This window comes from Hyphomicrobium sp. DMF-1, assembly GCF_027886585.1.
GTDB classification, from domain to species: domain Bacteria; phylum Pseudomonadota; class Alphaproteobacteria; order Rhizobiales; family Hyphomicrobiaceae; genus Hyphomicrobium_C; species Hyphomicrobium_C zavarzinii.
This window is the reverse complement of sequence record NZ_CP115706.1, coordinates 3,467,027-3,479,849: the sequence shown is the minus strand read 5'-3', so window position 1 is coordinate 3,479,849 and position 12,823 is coordinate 3,467,027. Positions and strand designations below refer to the sequence as shown.

Below are 12,823 nucleotides of genomic sequence, written 5' to 3'. Positions count from 1 at the left end.
ATCAACGACACCGCATTACTCGGGAGACCCGACATGGTCATTGCATTCAAGAACGAGACGTTCCGGGACGACTTCACGTTCTCGAACAGTCCGGCAGCGATCCGGCGCTTTCCCTTCCCGTTCCACGAGGACAAGTACATGTACTCGGTCAACATCGAGCCGCATGTTCCGGGTCCCAAGGGGTCCGTCTACGAGTTCCCGATCGATATCGACGAGCACTACGTCTCCGAGATGCGCGATCGCGAGCTGGTTCTGAAGGCGGATCCGGGCCGCTGCCAGGCGCTGCCGCACATGATGACGGCGCAGTGGGACATGCTCGAGCTGCTGATGACCTCGATGGCGCGCGACTATCCCGAGCACTTCTCGCTCACGCAGGATGGCGACCGCTGGCACTGGATCAACCGCCCGCTCGGTATCGACCAGAAGTTCACGTTCGGCGACGTGAAGACGCTGCCGTATGAGCCGATGGAGTACATCGGCCGCCAGTGCCAGGGCGACTTCTCGATCCAGGACCAGCGCGACGGCCAGCTCTGGATGGATGCCGGAATCATCACCACCCAGGCCGACTGGTCGCTTGATTTCGACATCGGCATGAACTTCTTCGAGTGGCACGGCCCCGTTCCGCTCGCTCATCAGGCTGGCGTGTTCGACCGCGCCCTGAAGTTCCTGCTGAACCTCCAGCACGGCCGTCCGGTCCGCCGCCTCAACTGGACCATGACGATCAACCCGCGCCTCGATACGAGCCCGGAGAACTATCACAAGTGGGGTGTCGATCGCACCACGGTCACGCCGGAGAATGTCGGCGACAAGGTGCATCTGCGCGTCGAACTGCAGGGTCTGTGGCGCCTCCCGCGCTCGAACACCATCCTGTTCTCGATCCGCTGCTACATGATCAAGATGCGCGAGCTCGTCACGGTGCCGAAGTGGGGCCGCCGTCTGCCGCGCGTGCTGCGCACGCTGCCGCCCGAGCTCGTCGACTACAAGGGCCTGACCCGCTACCGCGATACCACCCTCGAGTGGCTGTCGAAGTACGACGATGGCGCGCCGACCACGCTCGGATGCGGGCCGGATTGATCCCCAGAACCAGAGACTGCTTCCCCCGATCAGTATTTTTCAACGAGGTGTTTTCCGATGAGCCTGAACAAAGAGACCAGACAATCGGTTTTGAACGATCGCCACGCGGCGCTCGGCGCGGACCTCACGACGACGTCGTGGAACGACATGCCGATTCCTCAGAACTACAAGACCGATCCCTATGAGGAGACGGCCGCCGTCCGCTATCGCGCCGGATTGTTCGATGTCTCGGCACTGAAGATGCTCAACGTCTCCGGTCCCGACGCTCTCAAGTTCCTGAACCAGCTCCTGACGTCGGACGTCTCCAAGGCGAAGCCGGGCGACTCGCACATCTCCAACATCGTCAACGAGGACGGCGCCCTGATCGACGACGTTCTCGTCTACGTGGACGGGCCGAACGAGTTCCGCGTCTCTCATGGCGGCGGCGCGTTCGAGGAAGGCATGCTGCCGCTCGCGGAGAAGTACAACGTCTCGATCCGGCGCGACAACGACGTACATATCCTCTCCCTGCAGGGTCCGGTGGCGCTCGAGGTGCTGGCCCCGCACACGCCGATGGATCTCGCGGGCCTGCCGTACTTCCAGCACCGCAAGACCACGATCTTCGGAAAGCCCGTGAGTATCGCGCGCGGCGGCTACTCCGCGGAGCGCGGATACGAGGTGTTCTGCTCCGCGAAGGATGCTCACTTCATCTGGGATTCGATTCTCGAAGCGGGGAAGGACAGGGGCGTTATGCCCGCGTCGTGGTCCTGCCTCGATATCGTCCGCGTCGAGGGCGGCCTGCTGTTCTTCCCCTTCGACATGACCCACGGCGACACGACTCCGTGGGAGGTGCGCGCCGACTGGACCGTCGATCTCAGCAAGCCGGATTTCGTCGGCAAGAAGGCCCTCGAAGCCAAGAAGGGCAAGGAGCGCTCCTTCATTGCCGGTCTCGACGTCGAGAGCGACCGGGCTATCGAGCCGCTGTCGAAGATCACGGTCAACGGCAAGCAGGTGGGCGTCGTCACCAGCACCACATTCTCGAAGCATCTCATGAAGTCGATTGCCATGGCGCAGATCGAGCCGGCCTACACCAAGCTCGGCACCGAAGTGGTCATTCACGACAAGGGCGAGGTGCCCGCCGTGGTGGTGAGGATGCCGTTCTACGACCCGCTGCGCCTTCGCACGCATCCGCGCGACGCGAAGTGAGCGCATGACACTCAAGCGTGCGGGAGAGATCCGGAAAGCCCGGTAGCGCCGAACCGGATTGGCGACCGCACAGCAGCTTTCAAAATCAAGAGACAAGTGGAAGGAAACAGGAAATGGCAAATCAGAGAATTGCGATCATCGGCGCAGGACCCAGCGGCTTGGCCGTGCTTCGGGCATTCGAGAGCGCGCGGCGCAAGGGCGCGGACATTCCCGACATCGTCTGCTACGAGCGCCAGAAGGACTCGGGCGGCATCTGGAACTACACCTGGCGCACGGGCACCGACGAGCACGGCGAGCCGGTTCACGCCTCCATGTATCGCTATCTCTGGTCGAACGGCCCCAAGGAGTGCCTCGAGTTCGCCGACTACTCGTTCGAGGAGCACTTCGGCCGTCCGATTCCGTCCTTCCCGCCGCGCGCCGTGCTGCACGACTACATCAAGGGCCGCATCGAGCGGAACGGCATCTCGCACTACATCAAGCTCAACACCGCCGTGCGTGGCGTGACCTATGACGAGGACACCAAGAAGTTCACCGTCACCGTGAAGGACCTCGTCGACGACAGGCTGACGTCGTCCGAGTTCGACTACGTTTTCGTGTGCAGCGGCCACTTCTCGACGCCGAACGTCCCCGAGTTCCCCGGCCTCGACAAGTTCCTTGGCCGCACGCTTCATTCGCACGACTTCCGTTCCGCCGACGAGTTCGCCGGCAAGAACGTGCTGTGCGTCGGATCGAGCTACTCCTCCGAAGACATCGGCATCCAGTGCTACAAGTACGGCGCCAAGTCGGTGACGTTCTCCTGGCGCACGAAGCCGATGGGCTTCAAGTGGCCGGAGAGTTTCTCGGAGGTTCCGCTCCTCGAGAAGGTCGAGGGTAAGGTCGCCCACTTCAAGGACGGCACGAAGAAGGAAGTGGATGCCATCATCCTCTGCACGGGCTATCTGCATCACCATCCGTTCCTGGACGACACGCTGCGCCTCAAGTCGCGCAACCGTCTCTACCCGCAGAACATCTACAAGGGCATCTTCTGGCTGGACAACCCGAAGCTGATGTACATCGGCATGCAGGACCAGTTCTACACCTTCAACATGTTCGACGCGCAGGCATGGTACGCGCGCGATGTCGTGCTCGGCCGCATCAAGCTGCCCTCGAAGTCCGACATGTTCTCTGACATCCACACCTGGACCGTCCGCGAGGAATCTCTGGGAGATGCATCGGACGCCATCGACTATCAGACCGAGTACGTCCGCGACCTGATCGCGCCGACCGACTATCCGCGCCTCGACGTGGACGGCGTCGCAAAGATGTTCAAGGACTGGGAACACCACAAGATGGATAACATCCTGACCTATCGCGATAAGTCTCATCGCTCGCTGCTCACCGGCACGGTCGCGCCGGTTCACCACACGCCGTGGATGAAGGCGCTGGATGACTCGATGGAGGCGTTCCTCAATCAGCCCGACGCCAAGGTCGCGGCCGAATAAGGCCCTCGCGGTCGATCATGAGCAAGCCTGTGCTGGCTGCGCCTCTCGGCGTGGCCGGCACATCATCTTCTCTTTTACTGCGAGAAAGACATGAGCGAGACAATTCTCACTTCCCCTGCGAAGCCCAAGATCTTCGTTCCGGGACGCCCCTCGCTTGAGCCTGGCGTGGAACGCTATGTTCTGAAGGGCGGGGGAACGGCAGCCTTCGAGCTTGAAGCAGGCGATCGCATCCAGATCAGCGCGCTGGAAGGCGGTCAGCTTGTCGAGGTTGCCGCCATTGGCGCCAAGGGCAAGAGCGATCTGGAGGCACTCGGCCTCAACGGGCGCGTGAAGCCGGTCGGCATCCAGCGGACGCTCGAGCGGGACGACGAGGATGCGATGCGCGTCCGCTTCGGTCTTTATCGCCGCGGTCTGGATCTCGGCCGCGTGAAGGCTGCGCGCCTGCTAGGGCCCGATGCGGGCCCCGGAGAGATCGTCGCGCTGCAGGCAGAGCGCAACGTTTTTGCCGTGTTCGGAGCCCCCGCCGAGCCCATGGTCGTTTGGGAGCAGACGCCGCCGAGCGACGTGCTGATCTTCATTCTGCGCGCCACCCCGCGGCTTATGAATACGGCCCGGCTTCCGGATCCGCTCGCCGAGCCGCGCCTCGACATCCGCGTGAACATCGCAAGCGCGGAAAGCTTCGAGGTGTACGAGGGCGAGTACATCCAGATCATCGACGTGCAGGGACGCCAGTGCTCGGACTTCATCGCCTTTAACAGGAAGGCGCTGGACGAGGGCCGCGAGCAGGGTCTCGACTCCACCACCACCCGCACGATGAACGGCGCCGCCTATCCGACGCCCGGCCTGCACTCGAAGTTTTTCGACCAGGATCGCAATCCGCTCGTCGAGATCGTGCAGGACACCGTTGGACGCCACGATACGTTCAACCTCGCGTGCACGACGCGCTACTACGAGGACATGGGCTACTTTGGCCATCCCAACTGCACCGACAACTTCAACAACGTATTGAAGCAGTACGATCCGATCAGCCAGTTGAGCGGATGGCCGGCAATCAACTTCTTCTACAACACGAACGTCGACTGCCATAACCACATATGGTCCGACGAGCCGTGGTCGCGTCCGGGCGATTATGTCGTCATGCGCGCGCTCACCGATCTCGTGTGCGGGGCCTCGTCCTGCCCCTCCGACATCGACCCCTCCAACGGCTGGCACCTGAGCGAAATTCAAGTGCGGGTCTATGCCAAAGACACCCCCTTCAAACGTTCGATCGGATACAGAATGTCACCTGACGCACCCCTCCAGCTCACGCGCGAAAGCGGGTTCCACCCGCGCACGTCCGCGCTCACGCGCGCATTCGGAGACTACCGCGGGTTCTGGGTTCCGCATCACTTCGCGAATGCCGGCGCAATCGAAGAATACTGGGCCTGCCGCGAGAAGGCGGTGATCATGGACCTGTCGCCTCTGCGCAAGATGGAGGTGCTGGGTCCCGACGCCGAGCAGTTCCTGCAAGGGATCGTCACGCGCGACGTGCGCAAGCTGTCCGTCGGCCAGGTCTTCTACACGCCCATGTGCTACGAGCACGGCGGTATGGTGGACGACGGCACGCTGTTCCGCCTCGGCGAGAACAACTTCCGTTGGGTCGGTGGTGACGACGCAAGCCTCATCTGGCTGAAGGAGCAGGCTGCGAAGTCCAACTACAACATCAATCTCAAGACGGCGACGTCGGAGATCCACAACGTCGCGGTCCAGGGTCCTCGCTCGCGCGAGATCCTGCAGCAGGTTGTCGAGACGCCCGCGGGCCGTCCCACGATCGCGGAGGTGGGCGTATTCCGCTTCACCATCGGCCGCATCGGCGGCGTCGCGGGAATTCCGGTTCTCGTCTCGCGCACCGGCTACACCGGCGAGCTGGGCTACGAGGTCTTCTGCCATCCGAAGGATGCGCCGAAGGTATGGGATGCCCTCTGGGAGGCAGGCAGGCCGCTCGGACTCCAGCCCTTCGGGTTCGACGCTCTGGACATGGTGCGCATCGAGGCCGGTCTCGTTTTCGGCGGCCATGATTTCGACTCGACCACCGATCCCTTCGAAGCAGGGATCGCATTCACCGTGCCGCAAAAGAAGGAAGAGGACTACATCGGCAAGGCTGCTGTCGAGAAGCGCAGGGCAAACCCGCTGCGCAAGCTCGTGGGCCTCGAGATCGCGGGCAACGAGAAGCCGTCGCATGGCGATCCCGTGTTCGTTGGCCGCGCCCAGGTGGGCATCGTCACCAGCGCGATGCGCTCGCCGCTTCTCAAGAAGACGATCGCGTTTGCGCGCGTGGATGTGACTCATTCCGCACTCGAGACGGCACTCGAGGTCGGCAGGCTCGACGGCATGCAGAAGCGCCTCAAGGCGACCGTCATTCCGTTCCCGTTCTACGATCCCGAGAAGAAGCGCGTCCGCATGTAACGGCGCGCCCCGTCCCTTGGCCAAAGCAACTCCCCTCCACGGTATGTGCGCTGTGGATTGCCTGGACACCTCAAGTCGCTTGAGGTGTCCTTTTTTATGCGCGCGTCAGGAGGGTTGAGCGGGAAAAGGTGGTCGCCTAGGCGATTTTCATCAGCACGAGGCCGGTCAGGATCAGCGCGGCCGCGGTCACACGAAGCGCATCGAGCGACTCGCCGAGAAAGAAGGCGCCGACGATGAAGGTGCCGACCGCACCAATACCTGTCCAGACGGGATAGGCGGTCCCGAGCGGCAGCGCTCTCATGGCGGCGGCCAGAAGGGCGAAGCTTGCGAGCATGGTGACGATGGTGACGGCGGTGGGGCCAAAGCGGGTGAAGCCGTCGGATTGCTTCATCGCGTAAGCCCAGACGACCTCGAGAACACCCGCGATGATCAGATAAATCCAGGCCATAGGAGCCTCCTCCATGTCGGTCCGGGCCGTCCCGGAAATGAAATGCCCATGGTGGGGGAGGTCGTGGCCTCGCGCTGGTCAATATGCGTGCAGGTTGACCGCAAATCAAGCAAACGCCGTGTCGCAGCCCCCCGCTGCGAATGGCATTTCGCGCGCGATTGCTGGTGGGATGACCGAGCCTAGCTCGGTTGCGATTCCGAGGCGGCGGCGTCGAGCCGCGACAGCGCCCATCGGACGTTCTTGCGGACGTCAGCGTCGGGATCGAGTGCAGCCTCTTCCAGGAACGGGCGCGTTTCAGGCCGCGCGATCTGCCCGAGCGCTGCAGCCGCCTCCTTGCGCAGGTTCGGCTCCGGATGCGTGAGGCTTTGCGCAATGCGAAGCGCCGCCTCGCCGACGGCGCGCTGGCCGAGACTGCGCACGGCCTTGAGCCGCACCTGCCAGTAGTCGTCACCGAGCGCCTCGATCAACGGGGTCACGTCTATGGCGTCGGCCTTGCTGATGCCGAGTGTCTCGGCCGCACTTTCGCGCACCACCCAATCGGAATCGGAAACTGCACGCGCAAGTGTCGCGCCCGCGCCTGCCGTGCGCGAGAAGCCGAGAGCCGCCACGGCAGCGCGGCGCACCAGCGGATCGGAATCTCTCGCCACCGCCTGAAGCGCGGGCACGGTGTCCTCGCGCTTGAGATAGCCGATCACGCCGACGGCCTGAACGCGTACGCTCGCATCGCTGTCCTTAAGTGCCTCGAGCGCTGGCCCCCAGGCATGGGGAGAGCGAAGCTCCTTGAGGCTCCTCAGCACCGCGCCGCGAACGAAAGGAGAGGGATCCGCGAGCGCATCCACGAGGCGCGGCGCGGACGCCGGATCCTTGAGCTCCGCAAGGCTGTCCGCTGCGGCCGTTGCAACTCCGGTGTCGGCGTCACGAACCAGAGCGACCAGGTTCTCCGCGACGATCGGCCCGTCGAAAGTTCCGAGCCCAATCGCCACCTGCCGGCGCACGTCCGCATCCGGATCGCGAACGAGACGGCTCAACAGCGAGACGGCTTCCGGCACCCCGCTGTCCGCAAGAGCAAGCACGGCGACGCGGCGGCGGGACGGATCGTCGGATGAGATGTCGTCGGCAAGCTCGTCGAGATCGACGAATTCCTCAAACAGGTTCGACATCACGTAGCCGTCCTCTGCTCGGCGCCTTCGAGCGGCGTCATGCGCTGCCGGTAGTAGAGATCCTTCTCACTGTCTGCGATCGGTACGATGTAGGGATCGATCGCACGCTTCTCGACAGTCATCCGCCCGTCCGTCTTGCCGAGCAGTGTGTGGCAGAGCCAATCCGCATCGTTCCTCTCGGGATAGTCGGTGCGGAGATGGTAGAGACCCCAGCGGCTCTCGGTGCGGAACAGAGAGGCGGCGGCCGCCATGTCCGCACAATCGAGAATGGAAGAGGCTTCTAGCGCCCGCAGCAACTCGTGCGAGTTGCGCGCGACCATGCCGGTTTCGAGATCCTCGCGCATTTCTGCGAAGCGATCCTGCGCGAGGCGGTATTTGCGCGGAACCTTGGGCGGCTGCAGGTAGTCGTTGACCAGTCGGCGTGTCTTGTATTCCACTTGGTTGGGCGGAATCCCGTTGTCACGCTGTGTCGGCGCGAGCACGCGGGCACGTTCCCGCTCGACCTCCCCGGGATCGATCTCGGCATGGTCGATCTCTCCCGCGAAGTCGGCGGCATGCTCGCCCGCGATCGAGCCATTGGTGAACGCCCCCAGCATGTAGCTGTGCGGCACGCTTGCCATGTCGCCGGCCGCATAGAGGCCCGGAACCGTCGTGCGCGCGAACTCGTCCACGAACACACCCGAGGCGCTGTGGCCCGAGCAGAAGCCGATCTCCGAGATGTGCATCTCGATCATGTCGCTGCGGTAGTCCGTGCCGCGGCCTTCGTGGAATTTACCGCGCGAGGGCCGCTCCACCTTGTGCAGAATGCTCTCGATCTCGGAGATGGTGCTCTCGTGCAGATGGTTGAGCTTGAGGAACACCGGCCCCTTGCCCGACTGAAGCTCGTTGTAGAACTCGAGCATCATCTGCCCGGACCAGTAGTCGCAATTGATGAAGCGCGTGCCCTCGCTGTTGGCCGTGAAGGCACCAAACGGTCCGGCGACATAGGCGCAGGCAGGACCGTTGTAGTCCTTGATCAGCGGATTGATCTGGAAGCACTCGAGATTGGCTAGCTTGGCGCCTGCGTGGTAGGCCATCGCGTACCCGTCGCCCGAGTTGGTCGCATTCTCGTAGGTGCCGAACATGTAGCCCGATGTCGGCAGCCCGAGCCGCCCGGCCGCTCCCATGCAGAGGATGACGGCTTTGGCGCGGATGATCAGGAATTCCGCTGTTCTCGTATTGACGGCGATCGCCCCCGCAATTCGCCCGTCGGAGCCCGTGAGCAGGCGCGTGGCCATGAAGCGGTTCGAGATCAGAAGTTGCGCGCGCCGAAGCTGCCGGTAGAGCGCTTTCTTCACTGTGTCGCCGTTGGGCATCGGCAACACGTAGGTTCCAAGATGATGGACCTTCTTGACGGCAAAGTCGCCATTCTCGTTCTTCTGGAATCGGATGCCGTAGCGATCCAGCTCCTCGATGATGCCGTAGCAGCGCTCGGCATATTTGAGCACGGGCTTCTGGTCGACGATGCCATCGTTGGCGATGGTGATCTCGCGCGTGTACTGCTCCGGCGTCGCGTGCCCAGGGATGACCGCGTTGTTGAGGCCGTCCATCCCCATGGAGATCGCGCCTGAGCGCTTCACGTTCGCCTTTTCGAGCAGGATCACCTTGGCGTTGGGATTGCGCAGCTTGGCTTTGAGCGCGGCCATGGGCCCTGCAGTTCCGCCTCCGAGCACGAGAACGTCACAGGTAACCTCGGAGGTGCGGTCGACGAATTCATCAAGGGCCACTGCGTCTCTCTCGTTTCGTTTGATGCAATCCGCGCGAAGGTAGTGACACGCCGGGCGGAGCCTAACGAAAAAATTCTGATGAGCTTATTCCGTGTATGCGTGAGGCGCGGCCTTCTCCAGCATGAGGAATAAGTATCGAGGAAATAGTTGGTAGACGCCGATGCACATCAGATCGCATCTTTTCACCGCGCCACACGCGAGGTCGCGCAGCCGAGGCGTAGAGGGAAGGACGATCGCACATGACGGGACATCGCAGTTTCCCGGTCTCTTTTCAGAGCCGATGTAGGGGCGTCTGAGCAACGCCGGCCGCGTCATCCGGCCCATCCGCCACCTGAAAACCCAGTTTCATCGAAGGATTTCGAACATGAGCTTCACCCGCAGAGGGTTTGGCGCGCTGGCGCTCGGCGCGCTCGCGCTTGGCAGCACGGCACTCTCCGCCTCCGCCGAGGATAAGGTTATCCGCATCGGCTATCAGAAGTACGGCAACGTCATCCTGTTGAAGGCGAAGGGCACGCTGGAGCCCAAGCTCGAGGCCATCGGCTACAAGGTCACCTGGGCGGAGTTCCCGTTCGGCCCGCCGTTGCTGGAGGCGATCAACGCAGGGGCGATTGATTTCGGGCACACGGGCGAAGCCCCGCCCGTGTTCGCCCAGGCGGCCGGCAGTGCCATCGTCTATGTCGCTCACGAGCCGCCGGCACCGGGTGGTGAGGCTATTCTCGTACCGAAGGACAGCCCCATCAAATCGGTGGCCGAGCTCAAGGGCAAGAAGGTCGCCTACGCCAAGGGATCGAACGCGAACTATTTCGCCGTAAAGGCGCTCGAGAAAGCCGGCGTGAAGTATGGCGAGTTCGAGCCGGTGCATCTGGCGCCCGCCGATGCCCGCGCCGCGTTCGAGAGCGGCAAGGTGGACGCCTGGTCGATCTGGGACCCCTTCTATGCCTCGGCGGAGGCGACCGCCAACGCTCGCGTTCTTCAGGATGGAACGGGTATCGTGTCCAACCATCAGTTCTATCTCGCGGGCAAGTCTGCGGTGGAGAAGCACGCCAAGGCGATCGAGGTGGTGCTGGCCGAGCTCAACGCCGTCAACGAGTGGGTCAGGCAGGATCCGAAGGCGGCAGCCGAGCAGTTGGCGCCCGGAACCGGCGTCCCCGCGGCAATTCTCGAGACGGCGCTCAAGCGGCAGTCCTATGGCGTGAAGCCGCTCGATGCGAAGGTGATCGAGGAGCAGCAGAAGATCGGCGACCTGTTCCATTCGCTCGGGCTGATCCCGAAGACCATCAAGGTCGACGAGATCGTCTGGAGGGCCGGCTCATGAGCAAGACGGCCGCCCAAAGGGCCAATGTTCTCTGGTTCCTGCCCACTCACGGCGAAGGCCGATACCTCGGCACGTCGATTGGCGCGCGGGCGGCCGACTTCAAATATTTGCGCCAGGTCGCTCAAGCAGCCGACGATCTCGGCTACTATGGGGTCCTGCTGCCCACCGGGCGGAGCTGCGAGGACTCCTGGGTGGTCGCGTCCGCGATCGCCCCTCATACGGAGCGCCTGAAGTATCTCGTCGCGGCCCGTCCGGGTCTCACGTCGGTCACCGTCGCGGCCAGAATGGCCGCGACGTTCGACAGGATCTCGAACGGACGGCTTCTGATCAACATCGTGACCGGCGGTGATCCGGTCGAGAACAAGGGCGACGGTCTCTTCCTCGGCCACACCGAGCGCTATGAGCTGACGCAGGAGTTCCTCGACATCTTCAAGCGGCTGCTCGCCGGGGAGACGGTCAACTACACCGGCAAGCACATCTCGGTGGAGGAGGGGCGCGTGTTGTTCCCGTCGGTTCAGCCAGGCGGGATTCCTCTTTATTTCGGCGGCTCGTCCGCCGCTGGCATCGATGTGGCCGCCAGCAGCGTCGACAAGTATCTGACCTGGGGTGAGCCGCCTGCCGATGTCGCGAGGAAGGTCGAGCAGGTGAAAGCGGCGGCGCGGGCCAAGGGCCGCGATGTGAGCTTCGGCATTCGTCTTCACGTCATCGTGCGCGAAACGAGCGAAGCCGCGTGGAAGGCTGCGGACAAGCTGATCTCCTATGTCAGCAACGACACCATCGCGGCAGCCCAGAAGATCTTCTCCCGAATGGATTCCGTCGGCCAGCAGCGCATGAGCGCGCTCCACGGCGGAGACCGCGGCAAGCTCGAGGTGAGCCCGAACCTGTGGGCGGGCGTCGGCCTCGTGCGCGGCGGTGCAGGCACGGCGCTCGTGGGTGATCCAGAAACGGTCGCAGCCCGGATCAAGGAGTACATCGATATCGGCATCGATACCTTCATCCTCTCCGGATACCCGCATCTCGAGGAAGCTTACCGCTTCGCCGAGCTTGTCTTCCCGCTGTTGCCGCTCTCGCACGCGAAGCAGACCTTCACGGCCAAGGTCAACACCGGACCGTTCGGCGAGACCATCGCCAACGACATCCTGCCCGAAAAGCAGGCCGCTCAGTCATGAGCGCGCCCCGGGCATCACGGCGCCTCGATGGGCTGGTCCCGTGGCTATTGCCGCTGGGCCTGCTCGCCGTTTGGGAGGCGGCTTCTCAGGGGGGCATCATCTCGAACCGCGTCTTGCCTGCTCCATCCGCAGTAGTCATCGCGGGGTGGCGGCTCGCATCAACGGGAGAGCTGTGGGTCAACATGGGCGTCAGCGGCCTGCGCGCGCTCATCGGCCTCGCGATCGGCGGCACCTTCGGCTTCGTTCTCGGATTGACCAACGGTCTTTCGACAAAGTTCGAACGCGCGACCGACACCCTCCTGCAGATGGTGCGCAACGTTCCGCACCTGGCGCTGATCCCGCTCGTGATCCTGTGGTTTGGCATCGACGAGGCCGCCAAGATCTTCCTCGTCGTGCTCGGCGTCTTCTTTCCAATCTACATCAATACGCTTCATGGCATTCGCACCGTCGACCCCCATCTTATTGAGATGGGGCGCACCTACGGCATGACGAGCTTCGAGCTGTTCTGGCGGGTGATCCTGCCGGGCGCGCTGCCTTCCATCTTCGTCGGCTTGCGGTATGCGCTCGGCTTCATGTGGCTGACGTTGATCGTCGCCGAGACCATCGCGGCGTCCTCCGGCATTGGCTACATGGCCATGCAGGCGCGCGAATTCCTGCTCGTGGATGTCGTGGTGCTCAGCATCTTGATCTACGCCCTTCTGGGCAAGCTCGCCGACAGCACCGCGCGGCTCCTGGAAAGGCTATGCCTCTCCTGGCATCCCGCCTTTCAATCGAAGTGAT

The 12,823-nt window shown here is 63.2% G+C and carries 10 protein-coding genes; 7 read left to right on the top strand and 3 right to left on the bottom strand.

Annotated elements, in window-relative coordinates; translation table 11 throughout:
* The first annotated feature begins 33 nt into the window (after positions 1–33).
* The 4 genes from PE058_RS15970 to PE058_RS15955 all read left to right on the top strand — a co-directional run bounded on the left by PE058_RS15970 (position 34) and on the right by PE058_RS15955 (position 6,185).
* On the top strand, positions 34–1,074 hold the full coding sequence (locus PE058_RS15970; RefSeq protein ID WP_020087424.1) for a heme-dependent oxidative N-demethylase family protein: 1,041 nt from the start codon (positions 34–36) through the stop codon (positions 1,072–1,074).
* A 57-nt stretch (positions 1,075–1,131) separates the two neighbouring features.
* Positions 1,132–2,259, top strand: coding sequence for an aminomethyltransferase family protein (locus PE058_RS15965; RefSeq protein ID WP_020087423.1), 1,128 nt, complete (start codon positions 1,132–1,134; stop codon positions 2,257–2,259).
* Between the two features lie 113 nt (positions 2,260–2,372).
* Positions 2,373–3,740, top strand: coding sequence for an NAD(P)-binding domain-containing protein (locus PE058_RS15960; RefSeq protein ID WP_020087422.1), 1,368 nt, complete (start codon positions 2,373–2,375; stop codon positions 3,738–3,740).
* Positions 3,741–3,830: 90 nt separating this feature from the next.
* Positions 3,831–6,185: a DUF1989 domain-containing protein gene (locus PE058_RS15955; RefSeq protein WP_020087421.1), complete on the top strand. Its 2,355-nt coding sequence runs from the start codon at positions 3,831–3,833 to the stop codon at positions 6,183–6,185.
* A 136-nt stretch (positions 6,186–6,321) separates the two neighbouring features.
* Here the strand turns inward: PE058_RS15955 and PE058_RS15950 are convergent, their stop codons facing one another.
* From PE058_RS15950 to PE058_RS15940, 3 genes are all read right to left on the bottom strand, one after another.
* The gene (locus PE058_RS15950) at positions 6,322–6,633 is read right to left on the bottom strand and encodes a DMT family transporter (protein WP_020087420.1); all 312 of its coding nucleotides are present in this window, start codon (positions 6,631–6,633) and stop codon (positions 6,322–6,324) included.
* Positions 6,634–6,812: 179 nt separating this feature from the next.
* Positions 6,813–7,793 carry a HEAT repeat domain-containing protein gene (locus tag PE058_RS15945; RefSeq protein WP_271028847.1) on the bottom strand — a complete coding sequence of 327 codons (981 nt, stop codon included), beginning with the start codon at positions 7,791–7,793 and terminating at the stop codon, positions 6,813–6,815.
* Entirely contained in the window at positions 7,793–9,559 is a 1,767-nt protein-coding gene (locus PE058_RS15940; protein ID WP_271028846.1) for a fumarate reductase/succinate dehydrogenase flavoprotein subunit, read from the bottom strand. The genes PE058_RS15945 and PE058_RS15940 overlap by 1 nt, the downstream gene beginning before the upstream one ends.
* 364 nt (positions 9,560–9,923) lie before the next feature.
* On the opposite strand from PE058_RS15940, the gene PE058_RS15935 reads away from it, so the two are divergent.
* From PE058_RS15935 to ssuC, 3 genes are read left to right on the top strand one after another with little or no spacing between them, the layout of a single operon-like run.
* Positions 9,924–10,874 (top strand): sulfonate ABC transporter substrate-binding protein, encoded by a 951-nt coding sequence (locus tag PE058_RS15935; protein WP_020087417.1) that lies wholly within the window; start codon positions 9,924–9,926, stop codon positions 10,872–10,874.
* Positions 10,871–12,043, top strand: a complete 1,173-nt coding sequence (gene ssuD, locus PE058_RS15930) for an FMNH2-dependent alkanesulfonate monooxygenase (protein WP_020087416.1) — start codon at positions 10,871–10,873, stop codon at positions 12,041–12,043. Before PE058_RS15935 ends, ssuD begins: the two co-directional genes overlap by 4 nt.
* Positions 12,040–12,822, top strand: coding sequence for an aliphatic sulfonate ABC transporter permease SsuC (gene ssuC, locus PE058_RS15925; protein WP_020087415.1), 783 nt, complete (start codon positions 12,040–12,042; stop codon positions 12,820–12,822). The genes ssuD and ssuC overlap by 4 nt, the downstream gene beginning before the upstream one ends.
* Position 12,823 lies beyond the last annotated feature (1 nt).

Coding starts and splice junctions, on each gene's coding strand:
- PE058_RS15970 (WP_020087424.1), top strand. CDS start 34: ATGGTCATTGCATTCAAGAACGAGACGTTCCGGGACGACTTCACGTTC.
- PE058_RS15965 (WP_020087423.1), top strand. CDS start 1,132: ATGAGCCTGAACAAAGAGACCAGACAATCGGTTTTGAACGATCGCCAC.
- PE058_RS15960 (WP_020087422.1), top strand. CDS start 2,373: ATGGCAAATCAGAGAATTGCGATCATCGGCGCAGGACCCAGCGGCTTG.
- PE058_RS15955 (WP_020087421.1), top strand. CDS start 3,831: ATGAGCGAGACAATTCTCACTTCCCCTGCGAAGCCCAAGATCTTCGTT.
- PE058_RS15950 (WP_020087420.1), bottom strand. CDS start 6,633: ATGGCCTGGATTTATCTGATCATCGCGGGTGTTCTCGAGGTCGTCTGG.
- PE058_RS15945 (WP_271028847.1), bottom strand. CDS start 7,793: ATGTCGAACCTGTTTGAGGAATTCGTCGATCTCGACGAGCTTGCCGAC.
- PE058_RS15935 (WP_020087417.1), top strand. CDS start 9,924: ATGAGCTTCACCCGCAGAGGGTTTGGCGCGCTGGCGCTCGGCGCGCTC.
- ssuD (WP_020087416.1), top strand. CDS start 10,871: ATGAGCAAGACGGCCGCCCAAAGGGCCAATGTTCTCTGGTTCCTGCCC.
- ssuC (WP_020087415.1), top strand. CDS start 12,040: ATGAGCGCGCCCCGGGCATCACGGCGCCTCGATGGGCTGGTCCCGTGG.